Below are 17,193 nucleotides of genomic sequence, written 5' to 3'. Positions count from 1 at the left end.
AAACGTCACGGCTTTTTTGAAAAAAAGAGCAAATGAGCTTGTGAAACCATATGATTGCATTATATTTGCAACCATATATTTGCACAATGGAGACAAGACGAGACATTTTTCAGGCAATTGCAGATCCTACCAGGCGGGCCATCATTGCTTTAATTGCATTGCAGGCCATGACCCCGAACGCCATTGCCGAACATTTTGATACCACCCGGCAAGCTGTATCGAAACACCTGCGCATCCTGGCAGAGTGCGAGCTGATAAAACAGGAACAAAAAGGCAGGGAAATTTATTACCAGCTTGAAATTGACAAAATGAAAGAAATAGATAAATGGCTTGAGCAGTTCCGCAAGATCTGGGAGACGAGATTTAGTCAGCTGGACAACTTATTGGCAACAATTAAAAAACAGAAAAAATGAACAGCAACCTCTTATTTGATTTTTCCATTAACAAGGAAAACAACACCATTCGCATCACGCGTGAATTTGCGGCAGACCTTGAACTGGTTTGGCGGGCGTGGACAACCGCTGAGTTGCTCGACAAATGGTGGGGCCCGGAGCCCTATAAAGTGGAAACAAAGACAATGGATTTCCGGGAAGGCGGCTTTTGGCTCTACGCCATGGTAAGCCCTGACGGCGAAAAGGGTTACGCCAAAGCCAATTTCATTTCCATTGTGAAGGAAAAGTCATTTGCTTCAAAAGGCGGATTGAGTGATGAGAACGGCAACTTAAATCCTGAATTCCCTCAAAACTTGTGGGAGAACACCTTTATTCCGAAAGAGAACAAGGTACTGGTGGATATGCTGCTGACTTATGATTCGCTTGCAGACCTCGAAAAGGAGCTGGAGATGGGCTTTAAAGAAGGCATGACCGTAGATTTCGAGCAACTGGACAAATTGCTGGCAGACCTTAAAAAGTAAAACTTATAAACAGGTAAAGCACGGTAACTGGCCCGTACCCCGAAGCGGCCAGTTGCTCCCTCACCTGGCGGAGGGCGGCAGACAGCTGGTTCTTGACGGTGCCTACGGGTATTTTGAGAAGGGCGGCTATTTCCGCGGGTTTCATGCCCAGCTCCCGGTTAAGGCGGAATACTTTTTTCTTTTGCTCCGGCAGCTCGTCCAGCGCTTTGCGGATGCTGTTGGTGATCTCTGTGAGGCGCGTGCGCTCCCCGGACGCCACCAGTCCGGGGCCGTACAAGGCTTCCCCGAAAGAGGCCTTGCGTTCCCGCAGCTTCAGTTCCCGCTCCAGGTGGTCCAGGTACACGCGGGACGCGATCCGGCATATCCAGCCCCTGATATTCTCAATATCCGGTAACCGGCTCCGGTTGAGCCAAACTTTGATGAACGTTTCCTGGATAATGTCCTCCACATCCGTTTCGGAGCGGGTATAAGTCAGCAGGAATGGGCGCAGCAGATCAGACTGTTTGCTGTAAAATTCAAAAAAGGCCTTCTCGTCACCATCTGCAATAAGGAGCAAATCATTTTTTTCATTCATATGGTGAACTGCTTCACAAAGAGATCCTGGTTGCAGGGCAAATATAACAGAAAATGGGAAAAGAGGTGCTGCTCCCGGCCGGGTGAGGCCCCTGGCGGGAAAAGGAAATACTCCGCCTGATGGCCCTGGGCGAAAGCAGCGCCAGCATTGCAGCACAACTGTACATCTCCGAAAAAACGGCCAAAACCCACCGCATGAACATCCGCAAGAAACTCCAGGCGGAAAGCAATTATGATATTACCCGATACGCACAGGCCTTTGACCTGATATAACGCAACGGAAATGGACATACCTCCAGCGGATTCCGGAAAAACCGGCACGGAAATGAATCCCGCTCCGGGGGAATGATTACATGCAGTAATTTAGGATCGTCTTGTTATCCCGGCCCCTGTGAACCGCAACCCTGATATAATTGGCCGTTATATAGGAAATTGGGTCTATGCCAGAAAGACGACCCGTTCATTTCACAATTGTTAACTAATGCAAACCTTACATCCTAACGAAATGGTAAATTTCACGGCAGGCGGCAACCTCTCCAAAGCCTGTGGCGTAGCTGTTGGCCTCTCTGTAGCTACCGGCGGCATCGGTGCGCTCATCTTCGGGCCCTCTGCCATTGGCCTCTGCATTGCAGCAGCTATCCGCGATTAATTTTCGAACTATCTGTTTTAAACTAATCAAAAAAAAGTTATCTTATGAAATCATTATCATTTGACCAGATGCAACAAATTGAAGGTGGTTTTAACTGGAGGGACGCTGCTGACGGCTTCTGCCTGGTAGCCGGCCTCGCCTCCGGGGTAGGTGCCGTTGCCTGCACCGCTTACGGAGCAGCCCGCCTTTTCAACCTCATCTAAGGTATAAACGGGCCGGTTCAACGCAGGCCGGCCCTTTATTTTTAAATAACAACCATGGAAGGCCATATCATCAGCATGCAGGGCATTACGAAACGCTTCAACGGCAAAACAGCGCTTGACAAGGTGCAGTTCACCATTGAGCAGGGAGACAGCGTGGCGGTGCTGGGGCGTAACGGGGCGGGAAAGACCACCCTGCTCAGGATACTGCTGGGCCTGCTGCAACAAACGGAAGGCACCGTGTTGTATGAAGGCCAGCCTCACCTCAGCCTCGCTTTCAGGAAAAAAACAGGCTTCTACATCGGTAAAGAATACCTGCCGGAAGAGCTCAGCGGCATGGAATACCTCCAGTTCCTCAACCATTTGTACAACGGCGGAAAGCTGCGCTCGGACGCAGAACTGCAGGGCCTCATGGATTATTTTTTTGAAGGGGCGGACGCGGCCGGCAAGGCCATAGGCGCCTACTCCTTCGGCATGATGCAGAAAGCGGGCATCTGCGGCGCTTTGGTGAACCAGCCGGAGCTGCTGGTGCTGGACGAGCCTTTCTCCGGCCTGGACGCCTTCAGCTGCAAAAAGCTGGTGGAATTCCTGCAGCAGTACAAACAGCAAAGAACATTGCTGCTTTCCTCTCACGACCTTTCCTTTGTAGAAAAGATATGCAACAAGCTGCTGGTGATAGACGCCGGCAAGGTCTGCTACTACAACACCATGGAAGATTTTACGGTCAACGGCCGCAACTCCCTGGAAGATTCCCTCTTCCGCCTGCTCTACCCGCAGGAAAGTGATAACGAAAAGATCAGCTGGCTTATTTAGAAGAACATGCAGCTCCTGTTATTCATCACCCGGTTAAAGTGCAGGGCCTTCCTGCAAAACGGCGGTACAGACGGCTGGATGCGTGTGTTCTTTTCCCTGCTGATGCTGCTGGTGGTAGTGTTTTACGCTATTGGCGCCGGTTACCTGCTCAATTACCTGGGCGGAGCGCAACAGGTGCTGATGTTCGGCATCAACTGCACCGTAGCGGCGTTCACCCTGCTGAAAGGGTACTTCCCCAACAACACGCCGTTCCGGAGTATTTTTCTGCCCGTACACCCGCTGCCTGCCTGGCGCAAAACCGCCCTGCAACTGGTGTATGACCTGCTTACGCCTTTTTACCTGCTGGTGGCTGTCTTTTACGCCATCCTGCTGTTGGTGGCGGTAGCGTTCACCCCGGCGGCTTTGCTCAACAGTATCTTGTACCTGGGCATGTTCTACCTGCTGGAAAGGATATTGAAGATGCAGCAGGCATCCCGCTTTATGCCGCTGCTCACCTTGCTGTCACTGGCCGTGGCCGCCGCGGGCGTTTACCTGCAATGGCAGGCCGCGTTTAATATCTATGCGCCGCTTGCGGGCGCGGTGCTGCTGCTGGTGGGCTATGGCGTGGTATACAGGCAGGCTGCCAACACATACCTGGCAGGGCAGCGTACAGTACAGGGCGCAGGTGTGCAAACAACGGCCGCGGCTATATGGGCGGCTGTGACTAGGAGAAAGCCGGTACGCACGGCGCTGGTGATAGGCGTGGTGTTCAAGCTGATCTTCTGTGCGCTCATCCTGTTTACCCTGCAGCGCAACCGCACCCGGTTCGATAACGATCTGAACATGCTGCTGGCCATTTTCTGCTCCCCGGTAATGCTGTGCACTTACCTGGCCAACAACCTGGCGGGCTACATTCCGCAGGTGTTCAGCAAAGCGGCCTACCTGTTAACGCCGGGTGAGCTGTTCAGACGTTACTGGCAGGTGTACGTGCGTTTTGCCGTGCCGGACATGCTGCTGGCACTGGGCGTGCTGCTGGCGGTAGAAACATCTTTCCGCTACCCCCTGTTCCTGTTGTTTGCCTACATCAACGCGGCCATACTGGGTTTTTTCATCTCCATCATGGCGCCGAAGAAGGTGACCAAGGGGCTTGATTTTACCAGCTTCCGCACCAATACGTCCATTGCAGGCAACCTCATTACCGGTCTGTTCATTTATGCCCTGTTCTATTTTTCACGGTCATTGGGCTGGTTCTTTGTAATCGAAACTGCGTTCCTCGTTATATCTTTTCTCATCTATCATTTCAGCTACAAAAAAGATTATGATCACCTTGTCCGTTCCATGACGGCCAAAATCATCTGATATGAAATCATATAGCACTGTACCCACTTCCGCCTGGTATCACCGGCTGGACGGGCTCTTCATGTTCAACACCTGGCTGGTGGCCGGCCTTATGGCCCTGCTGTACCTGCTGCTGGCTTATTACAACAACACTTTTATTGTGAGCAATGAGCTGTATTACCGCACTTACAGCGAACAGCTGACCATGGAGCGGATAGATACCCTGCTGTCTGCCCAGCAGCGCTGGCTCTGGCTGGGATACGCCATGGTGCCCCTGCTGTTTGCCATACGCACCTCTTTTACGGCCTGCTGCCTGTACCTGGGCGGTTTTCTGCTGGATAAAAAGATACGCTACGGCGCCGTGTACAAGGTGGTGCTGCTGGCGGAAGTTCCCTTGCTGGCAGCGGCATGTGTCAAGATCATCTGGTTCGTGTTTTTCCGGGAAGCGCAGGTGTTGTCTGACATACAATTGTTCTCTCCCTTCTCGCTGGCCAGCCTGGTGGGCGTGCAGCATGTTTCCAGCTACTTCGTGTACCCGCTCATCACCCTCAACCTGTTTGAAGTGCTGAACTGGCTGGTGCTGGCGGTAGGCATGGCGTATTACCTACGGGAAAACCTGCAGCAAACCATTCCCTTCGTGCTCAAAACATATGGCATCGGGCTCTTTACCTGGATGTTGCTCGTTATTTTCCTTCAATTGCAGTTATCATGAAAAACAAAAAGATATTTAAAGGCGCGCTCATTACCCTGCTGCTGCTGGTAGTGGCGTATGTAGCCTACAGCACCATGCGCGCCTATACGGTAAAAACCGCCGCAGAGAAAAAATCCGGCGCGCTGCCTGCGTTCAACTTCCGGGGAACGGACGGGCAGCCGGTTACGCCCGCGCAATACAACGGGGAAACGCTGGTGATCTATTATTTCAACACCGGTTGTGACCATTGCGAGTTCATGACGAAGGAGATCATCAGCCGCAAGGACGCATTCAGCGGTGTAAAGCTGCTGATGGTGAGTGAAGAGAAAGCGGAGAACATTGCCGCATTTGTGGCCCGGTATGCGTTAGGCAGTTATGATTTTATACGCGTGGCGGGAGATGCGGAAAAGAAATTCTTCTCCACCTTCGGCACCGCCATGGTGCCCAGCATGTTTATTTACGGAAAAGATGGCAGGCTGAAAGAAAAGATATCAGGCGAAGTGAGCATTGAAAAACTGCTGACAATGATACGCTCATGAAAAAACACATCCGCCGCACATTTGTAAGGCAGCAGGCCAGTTCAGACTGCGGGGTGGCCTGCCTCCTGTCTGTGCTGCAATTTTACGGGGGCAGCCGGGAGCTGGAGCAGCTCCGCATCTTGTCAGGCACGCAGGTAACCGGTACCACGCTGCTGGGGCTGCACCATGCCGCTACACAATGCGGCATGGAAGCGGCAGGGTGCAAGGCAGACATGGCTGCATTGCAGGCGCACGACGCGCCGGTCATATTGCATGTAGAGCTGGAAGGCGCAATGCAGCATTATGTGGTCTGTTATGGTTTTGAGCAGGGGAAGGCCCAGGTAGGAGACCCGCAACAGGGTTTGCTGTGGATGGAGCCGGCAGCGCTGGCCGCCATCTGGAAATCCGGCGTATGCCTTACCCTGCAGCCGGGCGCTGCCTTTGAGCCTGACCGCAACCTGCAGGCCAGGAAGCGACGCTGGTTCTTGCAACTGCTGGAAGAAGACAAGCCCGTGCTGCTGGTAGCCGTGGCCATAGGCGTGGGGATGGCCGTGCTGCAAATGTCAATGGCCGTGTTCTCCCAGAAGCTCATAGATGAAATAATACCCCGCCGGCAGTTTGACCGCTTCATGCTGAGCATGGCGCTGCTGCTGGTATTGCTGCTGGCGCGCGAAGGGCTGCAGGTGCTGCGGCAGTATGCATTGCTGAAGCAGAGCCACCAGTTCAACCTCCGCATCACAGGCAGCTTCTACAAGCGGCTGCTGCAATTGCCGCAGGTGTTCTTTGATTCCCGCAAGATAGGCGACCTTACGGCGCGGTTGAATGATACCGCGCGCATTCAGAAAGTAATTGGGCAGATGGCCGGCAATACGGTGATAGACCTGCTGCTGATCGTTGTGTCACTCGTGTTCATCACACGTTATTCCCCCGGCGCGGGCCTCCTTGCGGCGGCTTTTATTCCGCTCTTCACCTGGCTTTTTTACCGCTACAACCGGCCGGTGTTCGGTGCGCAGCAGGCTGTGCTGGCGGGGCATGCCGGTTGCGAAAGCAACTACATATCCACCCTGCGCGGTGTGCAGGCCATCCGCAACCTGCAGCAGCAGCCAACGTTCGAAAGCATCAACAAACAGTATTACAGGCACTACCAGGATAAGGTGCTGGCGTTGGGCAAGCTGCAGGTGCGGCTGGGCTTTATGGCCAATGCGCTGGGCATCCTGTTTATGCTGGCCGTGCTGGCATATACCACCTGGCAGGTGTTTGAAGGGAAGATGAAAGCGGGAGAGCTGGTGTCTGTACTCGGCATCAGCGGCAGCATTCTGCCATGCATTGCCAATATTGCCGTGGTGTGCATCTCCCTGAATGAGGCCAAGGTGGCCTTTTCCCGTATGTTCGAGTTTTTTGCCATGCCGGCGGAGGAAGAGGGAGGTTTGCAGCAGGAGGCAGCAGCTGATAAAACCCGGCAGGCGGTAATGCATGATGGGCCCCGTCAAGGACAGCTGTACGCGGATGTTGATCAGGTGGCCGTCAGCAACCTGTCTTTCCGCTACCCCGGCCAGCGGCAGCTGCTGCGGCAGGTTTCTTTCCATGTGCGGAAAGGAGAGATCATTGCCGTAATGGGCGAGAACGGTTGCGGCAAAAGCACCATTTCCGCCCTGTTGCAACGCCACTATCTACCCGAAGAAGGCCACATACTGGTGAACGGCACGCAGCCGCTGCAGGCGCTCACTTTGGAGCACTGGCGCAGCGTGACGGGCGTAGTGCCGCAGCAGGTGCATATGTTCAACGGCTCTGTGCTGGAAAACATTGCGTTTGAAGATGCGCATACCAAAACGCCGGAGGTGATCGCTTTCCTGCAGGCTTACGGTTTTATTCCTTTCCTGGAACAGCTGCCGCAATCTTACCACTCCCTGGCAGGAGAAGGCGGCATCAGCCTCTCCGGCGGCCAGCAGCAGATGATAGCACTGGCCCGTACGCTGTACCGCCGCCCGCAGTTCCTGGTGCTGGATGAGGCCACTGCCGCTATGGACCGGCAGGCGGAAACTTTTGTGCTGGAGCTGCTGATGCGCCTCAAAAAAGAAATGGCCGTGATCTTCATCACCCACCGCCTGCATGTGCTGAAACATATTGCAGATCGTATCTACGTGCTGGGCGGGCAAACGGTAACTGCCGCCGGCAGCCATGCGGAACTGCTGGCCACAGACAACCTGTACAGCGCTTACTGGGGAGATCTGACAGGAGAAAAAATGGCTTTCCGTTCATAACATTACAGCGGGTAAAGCGTGCATCATTTTGTACCTTTACCCGCTTATGAGCACCACCATTATTTGCATTCTCATCATCAGTTTTGTAGCCACTTTAGTTCGTTCCACGTTCGGTTTTGGGGAGTCTCTCGTAGCAGTGCCGCTGTTCATCTTTTTTATTCCCGTGGAGCAGGCCGTTCCGCTGTCTGTGCTGATCTCCATCATTGTAGCGCTGGTAGTAGTGGTGCAGGATCACAAGGAAATACATTTCAACAGCGCTAAATGGCTGATCATTTTTGCCATACTGGGCATTCCCATCGGCGTGCTGCTGCTGGTATACGGTAACGAGCAGCTGATCAAGACGGGTTTGGGCCTGCTCATCATCGGCTACTCCCTGTACGCGCTGTACGGGAAGAACAGCCTCTTCCTGCAAAAAGACAATATGTTCTGGCTGTTCACCTGCGGTTTCCTCTCCGGCGTATTGGGCGGCGCGTTCGGCATCAACGGCCCGCCGCTGGTAGTGTACGGCAATATGCGGAAATGGAGCGCCACGCACTTCAGGGCCACGCTGCAGGCATATTTTCTGCCCGCCAGCTTTATCGGCGTGCTGGGCTACGCATTGAAAGGGCTGGTAACGGTTGAGGTGATGAAACTCTTCCTCATATCGTTGCCTGCCGTTATACCTGCTATTTTTCTGGGAAGGTATCTGAACCGCCGCCTGAAGAACGGCCACTTTTTCAAATACGTTTATTTCGGCCTCATCCTGATCGGGCTGTTCCTGGTACTGAACACGTCGGTCATTCATTAAAAAATAGGCTGTATTTTTATAGCATGACAGCACATAACAGCACCCAACGTTTTGGCAACCGTGTGGAAGACTATGTGAAGTACCGCCCCGGTTACCCCGCCGCCGTGATCACTTATTTGCAGGAGCAGTACGGCCTTGCGCCCGGCAATACCGTGGCAGACATAGGAGCGGGCACCGGCATTTCCTCCGCTATTTTCCTGCAGGCCGGTTACAAGGTGATGGCCGTGGAGCCCAACGCGCCCATGCGGGAAAAGTCAATAGAACTGCTGGGCCAATACCCGGATTTTACGGCCGTGGACGGCAGTGCGGAACAAACAGGGCTGCCTGCAGGCTGTGCAGACGCAGTAGTAGCCGGGCAGGCCTTTCACTGGTTCAACGCCGCCCAAACGCGCCCGGAATTTCAACGCATCCTGAAACCCGGCGGCGTGGTTGTGCTGATCTGGAATGAGCGCCTCACGGAAGGAGATTTTGAGCAGGCTTACGATGAACTGATCGTCCGCCACGGCAGCGACTACACGCAGGTAGACCACCGCAAAACTGACGAGCACAAGATAGGGCAGTTCTTCAGCCCTTCCACGTTTGATGCGGCCACCTTTCCCAACCAGCAGGTTTTTGATTTTGACGGCCTGAAGGGGCGGCTTTCTTCTTCCTCCTACGTTCCGGCGCCTGATGAGCCGGGGTACGGGCCTATGATAGAAGACCTCCGCGCGCTGTTTGATCAATACCAGCAGCATAACGCTATTACCGTGCGTTACACTACCAAATTGTATGCAGGTAGGTTATAATCCTATCGGAATGTTCCACCCGTTGTGAGTAATTTACCGCCCACGAAAAGCTTTTTTGCATGAAATTCCGCGTACTGTCAGCATGGGCATTGTGCTGCCTGTTATCAGGCTCCCTCACTTCGATTGCACAGGAAAAAACCGTTAACTGGAAAGGTTTCGAAAAAGTGCAGTTCCGCTTCCAGGGCCGTGACGCTTTTTGCGTAAAACCCGCCCGGGCGTTGCCCGGTAACCCCTGGGTATGGCGGGCGCATTTCCCTGACTGGCATACGGAAATGGACAGCATACTGGTGGCACGGGGTTTCCACGTGGCTTATGTCAACACCAATAACCTGTTCGGCCTCCCGCAGGCCATGCAGGTATGGGACGCGTTTTATGATCACCTGGTGGGGGAAAGGAAGCTGGCGCCGAAAGTAGCGCTGGAGGGCGTGAGCCGCGGCGGGCTGTACGTGTACGGCTGGGCCAAACGCAACCCCGGCAAGGTGAGCTGCATTTATGCGGAAGCTCCCGTATGCAACCCCAATAGCTGGCCCGGCGGAAAAGGCGCCGGCAAAGGCGCACCGGAAGAGTGGGCAAAGTGGCTGCAGCTTGCCGGCCAAACGGAAGCCACCGCTGCGGGTTACGAGGATATTCCGCTGAAAGGCCTGGCCGGCCTGGCGGCTTTCAAAGTGCCGGTGCTGCATGTAATAGGCCTGCGCGATTCCATTGTGCCGCCGGAAGAAAATACCTTCCCGCTGGTGAAAGAATACACCCGCCTGGGCGGCCCCGCTGCAGTTTTTCCCATGACCAGGGGGCCGCAAAACCTGCAGGGCCATCACTTTTACATTGAGCACCCTGAACGGCTGGCAGATTTTATCTACAGCAACAGCGTGCCCGTACAGCAGCCCCTGCAGAGCAGCGCGTACGTCAAAGCCGGCGCTTCGCTGGCCGCGGCCTTCCGCAAGTTTGAAGAAACAAAAAAGGGAACGGTGGCCTTCCTTGGCGGTTCCATCACCCATAACAAAGGCTGGCGCAACAAGGTGGCGCAATACCTGCAGGAGCGCTTCCCCGGCACTACCTTCCAGTTCATAGCCGCCGGCATTCCTTCCCTGGGCAGCACGCCTCACGCCTTCCGCTTCAACCGTGATGTGCTGGCGCAAGGCAAGCCGGATATCCTCTTCCTGGAAGCGGCGGTGAATGACCGGACGAACGGTTTTTCCGAAAAGGAACAGGTACGTGCGCTGGAAGGCATCCTGCGCCAGCTGTACCAGCAGAACGCCAATGCGGCGGCGGTGCTGATGGCTTTTGCCGACCCTGACAAGCAGGGAGATTACGCCGCAGGCAAAGAGCCGGTAGAAGTGGCGGTACATCAAAAACTGGCGGAACATTACGGCGCTTCCTTCATCAACCTCTCCCGCGAAGTATATGACCGCATGCAGGCCGGTGAGTTCAGCTGGGAGTACGATTTTAAAGACCTGCACCCTTCCCCCTTCGGGCAGGAGATCTATTTTCAGACCATGAAAACGCTGTTGCAGCTGCCGCCTGCCACGAAACCTGCCGGCGCAAAACTGCCGCAAAAGCTGGATGCCCATGCGTATGACAAAGGCCGCTACCACGCCGTAACGGAGGCTGTCCGCCTGAAAGGCTTCAAAGTAGTGGACAACTGGCAACCTGCGGATAAAAAAGGCACCCGGCCGGGTTTTGTGAATGTGCCCGTACTGGAAGGGGAAACGACCGGCGCATCATTTGAGCTGCCATTCCAGGGCCGCGCCGTAGGGTTGGCCGTACTGGCCGGGCCAGATGCAGCCACCATCCGCTACCAGGTAGACGGCAAAGCCGCCAAAACCATTGACCTGTACACGCAATGGAGCAAAGGCCTGCACCTGCCCTGGTACCTGGTGCTGGACGGTGAGCTGAAGCCGGGCCGCCACACCTTGCGCGTGGAAATTCTCCCGCAAGGTAACAGCGAAAGTAAAGGGAACGCCTGCCGGATAGCCCATTTCCTGGTGAATGAATAAAGATTGAATTATACCGCTTCCCCTTTGATACCGGCCACCCCATGCCCTGCAGAATGCTTATTTTTGCCATATGGAGAAACCGGAATCACTGGAACAGTTTTACCGCAGCCGCATGGGCGTACTGCCCAGCGAAATGATCAGGAAAACGGGCCACTTCAACGTGTTCCGCCTGTCGGACTTTAAGGGAGACGAGGCAGTGCGGCCTATGCCCTACAGCCGGAAAGACTACTACAAGATCAGCCTCATCACAGGCCGGAACGAAGTGCATTATGCAGACAAGACGATGACGGTAGCGGAGAACATGCTGCTCTTCGCCAACCCCCAGATACCCTATAACTGGACGCCGGCAGGCCCCGACATAAGCGCCACCTTCTGTGTGTTCACCGAAGATTTTTTCAAAGGCTATGGCAACATCAAAGAATATCCGCTGTACCGGCCAGACGGTTTCCCGGTGCTGGACCTGAGCAATGAAGAAGCAGCGCAGGTACGGGCCATATATGACAAGATGTTTGTTGAAATAGCCTCGGACTACGCTTATAAATACGACGTGCTGCGCAACCTGGTGCTGGATATTATCCACACCGCGCTGAAGCTCCGCCCCGGTATTATCAGCACGCCCGGCAAAACGGACTCCAACGCCTCGGAACGCATCACTGCGCTTTTCCTGGAGTTGCTGGAAAGGCAATTCCCCGTAGAGTCCGTTATGCAAACCGTTCAACTCCGCGCTGCCGGGGAGTTTGCCGCGCAGCTCAACCTGCATGTGAACCATCTTAACAAAGTGCTGAAAGCCACCACCGGTAAAACCACTTCCGTGCTTATTGCGGAGCGCATGGCGGTAGAAGCCCGCGCCTTGCTGAAACATACCAGCTGGACAATTTCAGAAATAGCCGGTTGCCTCGGGTTTGAAGACCTCTCTCACTTTATCCGTTTCTTTAAAAAATACACGCAGGTAACCCCGCGTGATTTCCGCAAGTAGGGGAATTATTCAGGATGGTTCGTTATTTTTAAGGATGCATCCCGCTGTTCATATCTCTCCGCTTACCGCGTCTGCCCCGGTGGTGTCTGCGCTGGCGCAGCTCATTATTGAAACCGTTGCGCACGGCGGCTCCGTCAGCTTTATGCATCCGCTGGCGCAGGAAGAGGCGGTGGCCTTCTGGGAGAACTCGCTGCAGGCTGCTGCCCGCGGCGAGCGCATTGTGCTGGGCGCTTATGACGGAGAAGTATTGGCAGGTACCGTCACCCTGCAGTTGTTGTGCCCGCCCAACCAGCCTCACCGTGCCGAAATAGCCAAACTGATGACCGCCGTTCATTACCGCGGCCGGGGCATTGCCCGGGCCCTTATGCTGGAGGCAGAACAGCTGGCCATAGCGCACAGGCGCACCCTGCTTACTTTAGATACAGCGGAAGAAGATGGCGCGGCCGGTTTGTATGAAGGGCTGGGTTTTCAACGCAGCGGCGTGATACCTGACTATGCCCTTAAGCCGCATGGTGGCCTTACGGGCACAATTATTTACTGGAAAAGACTATGAACGGGTTATAATCCACATAATGATACATTACATCCGCATTACCTTCCTGCTGCTGGTTTTTTGTAACCGTGCGGTACCGGCTGAAGGCAGCACTGCCTTTGCAGGCGGGCCGTTATCTGCCGCTGCCCGATCTGCCGTCATCTACATTTCTCCCTCCGGCAATGACGCCAACCCCGGCACCGCCGCAAAGCCCCTGGCCACGATGGCTGCTGCCAGAGATAAAGCACGGCAGCTCCGCAGCAGCGGCCAGGTAACCGGCCCGCTGGAGATCATCCTGCTGCCCGGTACTTACCTCGTGCGGGAAACGCTGGAGCTGACGGGAGAAGATGCCGGCACCGCTGCCGCCCCGCTGGTGTTCAGGGGGCAAGGCAAGATGCCGCCCGTTATTTCCGGCGCGGAAAAGCTGCCGGCGTTTGAAAAGGTGAATGACCGGCTCTGGAAAACCCGTGTATTGCAGGATGCGGCCAACGTACAGCAGCTCTTCGTGAACGGCGCCCGCGCCACGCTGGCCCGCACGCCTGATGCGGAGCAGTGGTACAAAACCGGGCGCGTTACGGAAATGGTCAACGGGCACAACGCCGCGCAAAAGATACACCTCACGCAACCGCAATGGGAGGCGCTTCATGCCGTACCTGATGCAGCGCTGGAGCAGGTGATCGTTTCCATACACCACGCCTGGGACCGTACCCGCAAGTACCTGCAGGCACGTACCGCGGCAGATACTTCCATCACCATCACCGGCAACCCCATGAAGCCGTGGAACAAGCTGGACAATGCGTCCCAGTTCATTTTCGAGAATGCCGTGCAGTTCCTCAACGCGCCGGGAGAATGGTTCCTGCAGCCAGACGGCGTACTGCTCTACGTGCCGCGCGAAGGGGAAAACATCAACACCGCCGTGGCCGAAGTGCCCGTGCTGGAACAGTTCATCACCATCCGGGGAGACAGCGCCCGCAAGGCCGCGCATATCCGCTTTGAAAATATCGCCTTCCGCTACACCCGCCATACCATGACGCGCGCCGGCCAGGAACCGGTGCAGGCCGCGTCTCCCATGCCTGCTGCGGTGATGGCGGACCATGCAGATAACATCGTGTTCAATAACTGCGAAATTGCCCATACCGGCAACAACGCCATCTGGTTCAGGAAAGCATGCACCAATAGCAAGATCACGCAGTGTTACCTGCACGACCTGGGCATCGGCGCCGTCAAGATAGGAGAACTGCAGCCACCTGCTCACGCGGAAGCCGTTACCCGCCACATTACGGTAAACAATAACATTCTCCGCTCCGGCGGCCACGTGGTGCCCACCGGTGTTGGAGTTACTATTTTCCACTCCTCAGACAACACTATTTCCCATAACGAAATTGCAGACTTCCGCTACTCCGGCGTGTCTGTAGGCTGGATATGGGGCTACAAGCACAGCTACGCCAAAAGGAACCGCATCGTGTTCAACCATATTCACCACCTGGGCTGGGGCCTGCTGAGCGATATGGGTGGCGTATACACCCTGGGCCCCTCTGAAGGAACGGTGGTGAACAACAACGTGGTCCATCACGTGTACTCATACGGCTACGGCGGCTGGGGACTGTATACAGACGAAGGCTCTACCGGCGTAACCATGGAGAACAACCTGGTATACCGTTGCAAAAGCTCCGCCTTTCATCAGCATTATGGTAAGGAGAACGAGATCAGGAACAACATCTTCGCCTCACAGATCAGGGCGCAACTGGAAGCCACCCGCGTGGAAGATCACCGCTCCTTCAACTTTGCCCGCAACATCATTTATGTGAACGAAGGCAGGCTGATAGACAAACGATGGGACCAGGTACGTTTCACGGCAGACAGCAACCTGTACTGGGATGCCCGCACGCAGGGCATTCGCTTTGGCCAGCAAGACCTTACCGCCTGGCAGGCATCTACCGGGAAAGACAAACACTCCATTGTGGAAGACCCCGGGTTTGCAGATATCACAGCGTATAATTTCCGCGTGAAGAACAAGGCCGCCATGGCAAAGATCGGGTTCAAACCTTTTGACTACACCAAGGCCGGCGTGTACGGCTCCGCTGCATGGAAACAGCTGGCCGCTTTTGACCCGCGCCTGGCGGCGCAGTTTGACCGTATGGTGAAAGAGCGGGAAAGCGGGTCAGACGGGCTTTAGGCGGAGAAATTGACCGCGCAGCACCTGGTATACAATAATGAGCCACAGCAGCAGGCAGGGAAAGGCCTTGAAAGCATAAGGGATCACGATGTTCTTTTTCACCCAGGGCGTTACCAGGTCTGAGTGCGAAAAGCTGCAGCCTATCAATATGAAAATAAACAGCGCGTTGTTCCATTTGGTGGGGTATTGCAGCACGTACCAGATACATACCGCCGGAAAAGCAATAATGTAGGTGGGAGATTCCGAGCTGGTGCTGAACAACACGGTGAACAGCAGGGTAGAGGCCAGCAGGTACAGCCGGTAATGCGGGTTTGTGCTCCATTTCAGCCGGCTGTATTGCGAAAAGAAAAGCAGCATTCCCGGCCCCAATACCCACCAGTTGTTCAGCTGCGGCAGGCGGAAAACACGTTGTATGAAACCCATGGCGGAAATATTCTGCATCACGACGCCTTGCTCAAACTGGTAATTCTTGGTATTCTTCTGCACCAGCGCCGCCATCCATTCCCGGTAGGTGTTGAGGATGTAGCCTGCCGGCGCCAGCAACACCGGCAATATGAACAGAACGCCCGCCCACAGCGCCAGGCTGCCTATGAGGCGCAGGCGGTGGTTGCTGAAAAAGAAGAAGGCAAGGCCCGCAATACCGTACAGCTTTGTAAAGGTGCCCAGCATAATGAAAAAGGCCGCCCAGAAATCTTTCCCTTTCAGTATCAGCGTAAAGCTGAGTATGAGGCAGGCCGCTATGGCCGGGTTAAACTGGAAGTAGCTGCTGGCCGCCATCAGCTCATGGCTGGAAAAAATGAGGATGAGGTTTTGCTGTATGCGGCTCAAAGGCAGCTGCCGGATAGCAATATACAGGAAGGCCGCATTGCAGGCTACCCACAGCATGGCGCCCAGGAAATCAGGCAGCAGTGCAAAGGGCGCAATGATGAGGCTGAAGAGCGGGCCGTACATGTTCACGTCAAAGTACTCGGGGTAGGGAATATACAATGGCTGCTGCCCGCGCACATGCAGGAACACATATTTGAAAATGATGTAGTTGTTCATGTTATGCACCAGCAGTTCCTTGGCGGCTACTATCAGGGACAGTCCGAACCAGAGCAGCAGCGCAGGCCAGTCTTTTTCTCCCAGCAGGGAGAGCGTAAATTTTTTCTTCATGCAGGCGGGTTTTCCGGGCGAGCTGAAATTATAGTTTATTATTTAGATTTACGAATGCAATTCGAAGATTACATTGCGCGCTGGCAGCTGGTACCGGACGGCGAGCCCATTATCACGCACAGCAGCCGGCTGCTGCCCGTAACGCAACACGGCCGTCCCGCCATGCTGAAAATTGCGCATGAGCCGGATGAAAAGGCGGGCAATTCCATCATGGTATGGTGGAACGGGGAAGGGGCGGCACCCGTGCTGGAACATGACGAAGCAGCCTTGCTGATGGAACGCGCCCAAGGTACAAGGTCTCTGGCCGCTATGGCAAAGAACGGGGAAGACGAAGCGGCCACCCGCATACTCTGCGCCGCCACGGCCCGCCTGCATGCTGTAAAACGGCAGCCGCTGCCCGTGCTGAAGACGTTGAAAGAATGGTTCCGTGACCTGGAGCTGCATGCCCATCAATACGGTGGTATTTTCCTGGATGCCGCCGCCACCGCTGAAGCGCTGCTCAACGATCAGCAGGAAATAACGGTGCTGCATGGAGATGTGCACCACGATAATTTTCTTGACTTCGGGGAGCACGGGTGGCTGGCTATTGACCCCAAATGGATTATCGGAGACAGGGCTTTTGATTATACCAACATCTTTTGTAATCCTGATTTTGACTCCGCCACACCGCCACACCGCTTCCTCAGCCGGCTGAACGTTATCACCCAAGCCGCCGGCCTGGAGCGCAAACGCCTGCTGCAATGGACGCTGGCCTGGGCGGGCCTTTCGGCCATCTGGTTCCTGGAAGATAACCAGGCGGCGGAAATAGATCTGGCTATTGCGGAACTGGTGAAAGCGGAGCTGGAAAAATAAC

The 17,193-nt window shown here is 55.0% G+C and carries 18 protein-coding genes and 1 pseudogene; 17 read left to right on the top strand and 2 right to left on the bottom strand.

Annotated elements, in window-relative coordinates:
- Positions 1-86: 86 nt before the first annotated feature.
- Together ABDW36_RS14060 and ABDW36_RS14055 are read left to right on the top strand one after the other, a co-directional pair.
- Positions 87-413, top strand: a complete 327-nt coding sequence (locus ABDW36_RS14060; protein WP_343702719.1) for a metalloregulator ArsR/SmtB family transcription factor — start codon at positions 87-89, stop codon at positions 411-413.
- Positions 410-913: an SRPBCC domain-containing protein gene (locus ABDW36_RS14055; RefSeq protein ID WP_343702545.1), complete on the top strand. Its 504-nt coding sequence runs from the start codon at positions 410-412 to the stop codon at positions 911-913. Before ABDW36_RS14060 ends, ABDW36_RS14055 begins: the two co-directional genes overlap by 4 nt.
- Here ABDW36_RS14055 and ABDW36_RS14050 read toward each other — a convergent pair.
- Complete coding sequence (locus tag ABDW36_RS14050) at positions 903-1,469, bottom strand: RNA polymerase sigma factor (RefSeq protein WP_343702544.1); 567 nt, start codon at positions 1,467-1,469, stop codon at positions 903-905. The two genes, ABDW36_RS14055 and ABDW36_RS14050, sit on opposite strands and share 11 nt — an antisense overlap.
- A gap of 119 nt (positions 1,470-1,588) precedes the next feature.
- Between ABDW36_RS14050 and ABDW36_RS14045 the strand changes: the two are divergent.
- From ABDW36_RS14045 to ABDW36_RS13980, 14 genes and pseudogenes are all read left to right on the top strand, one after another.
- Positions 1,589-1,759, top strand: a pseudogene (locus ABDW36_RS14045) (helix-turn-helix transcriptional regulator); the annotation flags it as partial.
- A gap of 208 nt (positions 1,760-1,967) precedes the next feature.
- Positions 1,968-2,135 carry a hypothetical protein gene (locus tag ABDW36_RS14040; protein WP_343702543.1) on the top strand — a complete coding sequence of 56 codons (168 nt, stop codon included), beginning with the start codon at positions 1,968-1,970 and terminating at the stop codon, positions 2,133-2,135.
- A gap of 44 nt (positions 2,136-2,179) precedes the next feature.
- Entirely contained in the window at positions 2,180-2,338 is a 159-nt protein-coding gene (locus tag ABDW36_RS14035; protein ID WP_343702542.1) for a hypothetical protein, read from the top strand.
- A gap of 54 nt (positions 2,339-2,392) precedes the next feature.
- Positions 2,393-3,148, top strand: coding sequence for an ABC transporter ATP-binding protein (locus ABDW36_RS14030; protein ID WP_343702541.1), 756 nt, complete (start codon positions 2,393-2,395; stop codon positions 3,146-3,148).
- 6 nt (positions 3,149-3,154) lie between these two features.
- Positions 3,155-4,486, top strand: a complete 1,332-nt coding sequence (locus tag ABDW36_RS14025) for a hypothetical protein (RefSeq protein WP_343702540.1) — start codon at positions 3,155-3,157, stop codon at positions 4,484-4,486.
- A gap of 1 nt (position 4,487) precedes the next feature.
- Positions 4,488-5,177 (top strand): hypothetical protein, encoded by a 690-nt coding sequence (locus tag ABDW36_RS14020; RefSeq protein ID WP_343702539.1) that lies wholly within the window; start codon positions 4,488-4,490, stop codon positions 5,175-5,177.
- Positions 5,174-5,695 (top strand): TlpA disulfide reductase family protein, encoded by a 522-nt coding sequence (locus ABDW36_RS14015; protein WP_343702538.1) that lies wholly within the window; start codon positions 5,174-5,176, stop codon positions 5,693-5,695. The genes ABDW36_RS14020 and ABDW36_RS14015 overlap by 4 nt, the downstream gene beginning before the upstream one ends.
- Positions 5,692-7,935 carry a peptidase domain-containing ABC transporter gene (locus ABDW36_RS14010; protein ID WP_343702537.1) on the top strand — a complete coding sequence of 748 codons (2,244 nt, stop codon included), beginning with the start codon at positions 5,692-5,694 and terminating at the stop codon, positions 7,933-7,935. The genes ABDW36_RS14015 and ABDW36_RS14010 overlap by 4 nt, the downstream gene beginning before the upstream one ends.
- A 46-nt stretch (positions 7,936-7,981) precedes the next feature.
- Positions 7,982-8,722 (top strand): sulfite exporter TauE/SafE family protein, encoded by a 741-nt coding sequence (locus ABDW36_RS14005; RefSeq protein WP_343702536.1) that lies wholly within the window; start codon positions 7,982-7,984, stop codon positions 8,720-8,722.
- A gap of 23 nt (positions 8,723-8,745) precedes the next feature.
- Positions 8,746-9,507, top strand: a complete 762-nt coding sequence (locus tag ABDW36_RS14000) for a class I SAM-dependent methyltransferase (RefSeq protein ID WP_343702535.1) — start codon at positions 8,746-8,748, stop codon at positions 9,505-9,507.
- Positions 9,508-9,566: 59 nt separating this feature from the next.
- The gene (locus tag ABDW36_RS13995; RefSeq protein WP_343702534.1) at positions 9,567-11,501 is read left to right on the top strand and encodes an SGNH/GDSL hydrolase family protein; all 1,935 of its coding nucleotides are present in this window, start codon (positions 9,567-9,569) and stop codon (positions 11,499-11,501) included.
- A gap of 70 nt (positions 11,502-11,571) precedes the next feature.
- A complete protein-coding gene (locus tag ABDW36_RS13990; RefSeq protein WP_343702533.1) occupies positions 11,572-12,477 on the top strand; it encodes a helix-turn-helix transcriptional regulator in 906 nt (301 codons plus the stop codon).
- A gap of 34 nt (positions 12,478-12,511) precedes the next feature.
- Complete coding sequence (locus ABDW36_RS13985; RefSeq protein ID WP_343702532.1) at positions 12,512-13,030, top strand: N-acetyltransferase; 519 nt, start codon at positions 12,512-12,514, stop codon at positions 13,028-13,030.
- 19 nt (positions 13,031-13,049) lie between these two features.
- Entirely contained in the window at positions 13,050-15,185 is a 2,136-nt protein-coding gene (locus ABDW36_RS13980) for a right-handed parallel beta-helix repeat-containing protein (protein ID WP_343702531.1), read from the top strand.
- On the opposite strand, the gene ABDW36_RS13975 is transcribed toward ABDW36_RS13980, so the two are convergent.
- A complete protein-coding gene (locus tag ABDW36_RS13975) occupies positions 15,171-16,340 on the bottom strand; it encodes a glycosyltransferase family 87 protein (protein ID WP_343702530.1) in 1,170 nt (389 codons plus the stop codon). The two genes, ABDW36_RS13980 and ABDW36_RS13975, sit on opposite strands and share 15 nt — an antisense overlap.
- 54 nt (positions 16,341-16,394) lie before the next feature.
- Here ABDW36_RS13975 and ABDW36_RS13970 point away from each other — a divergent pair, with 54 nt between their 5' ends.
- A complete protein-coding gene (locus ABDW36_RS13970; protein ID WP_343702529.1) occupies positions 16,395-17,192 on the top strand; it encodes an aminoglycoside phosphotransferase family protein in 798 nt (265 codons plus the stop codon).
- Position 17,193: the final 1 nt, after the last annotated feature.

It is taken from the genome of Chitinophaga sp. (assembly GCF_039596455.1).
In the GTDB taxonomy this organism is placed as follows: Bacteria; Bacteroidota; Bacteroidia; order Chitinophagales; family Chitinophagaceae; genus Chitinophaga.
Note: the sequence above shows the minus strand (reverse complement) of the source record. Positions and strands in the feature narration are given on the sequence as shown.

What these genes read in the sequence shown, in the direction of transcription:
- ABDW36_RS14060 (WP_343702719.1), top strand. Translation starts at nt 87, where the DNA reads ATGGAGACAAGACGAGACATTTTTCAGGCAATTGCAGATCCTACCAGG.
- ABDW36_RS14055 (WP_343702545.1), top strand. Translation starts at nt 410, where the DNA reads ATGAACAGCAACCTCTTATTTGATTTTTCCATTAACAAGGAAAACAAC.
- ABDW36_RS14040 (WP_343702543.1), top strand. Translation starts at nt 1,968, where the DNA reads ATGCAAACCTTACATCCTAACGAAATGGTAAATTTCACGGCAGGCGGC.
- ABDW36_RS14035 (WP_343702542.1), top strand. Translation starts at nt 2,180, where the DNA reads ATGAAATCATTATCATTTGACCAGATGCAACAAATTGAAGGTGGTTTT.
- ABDW36_RS14030 (WP_343702541.1), top strand. Translation starts at nt 2,393, where the DNA reads ATGGAAGGCCATATCATCAGCATGCAGGGCATTACGAAACGCTTCAAC.
- ABDW36_RS14025 (WP_343702540.1), top strand. Translation starts at nt 3,155, where the DNA reads ATGCAGCTCCTGTTATTCATCACCCGGTTAAAGTGCAGGGCCTTCCTG.
- ABDW36_RS14020 (WP_343702539.1), top strand. Translation starts at nt 4,488, where the DNA reads ATGAAATCATATAGCACTGTACCCACTTCCGCCTGGTATCACCGGCTG.
- ABDW36_RS14015 (WP_343702538.1), top strand. Translation starts at nt 5,174, where the DNA reads ATGAAAAACAAAAAGATATTTAAAGGCGCGCTCATTACCCTGCTGCTG.
- ABDW36_RS14010 (WP_343702537.1), top strand. Translation starts at nt 5,692, where the DNA reads ATGAAAAAACACATCCGCCGCACATTTGTAAGGCAGCAGGCCAGTTCA.
- ABDW36_RS14005 (WP_343702536.1), top strand. Translation starts at nt 7,982, where the DNA reads ATGAGCACCACCATTATTTGCATTCTCATCATCAGTTTTGTAGCCACT.
- ABDW36_RS14000 (WP_343702535.1), top strand. Translation starts at nt 8,746, where the DNA reads ATGACAGCACATAACAGCACCCAACGTTTTGGCAACCGTGTGGAAGAC.
- ABDW36_RS13995 (WP_343702534.1), top strand. Translation starts at nt 9,567, where the DNA reads ATGAAATTCCGCGTACTGTCAGCATGGGCATTGTGCTGCCTGTTATCA.
- ABDW36_RS13990 (WP_343702533.1), top strand. Translation starts at nt 11,572, where the DNA reads ATGGAGAAACCGGAATCACTGGAACAGTTTTACCGCAGCCGCATGGGC.
- ABDW36_RS13985 (WP_343702532.1), top strand. Translation starts at nt 12,512, where the DNA reads ATGCATCCCGCTGTTCATATCTCTCCGCTTACCGCGTCTGCCCCGGTG.
- ABDW36_RS13980 (WP_343702531.1), top strand. Translation starts at nt 13,050, where the DNA reads ATGATACATTACATCCGCATTACCTTCCTGCTGCTGGTTTTTTGTAAC.
- ABDW36_RS13975 (WP_343702530.1), bottom strand. Translation starts at nt 16,340, where the DNA reads ATGAAGAAAAAATTTACGCTCTCCCTGCTGGGAGAAAAAGACTGGCCT.
- ABDW36_RS13970 (WP_343702529.1), top strand. Translation starts at nt 16,395, where the DNA reads ATGCAATTCGAAGATTACATTGCGCGCTGGCAGCTGGTACCGGACGGC.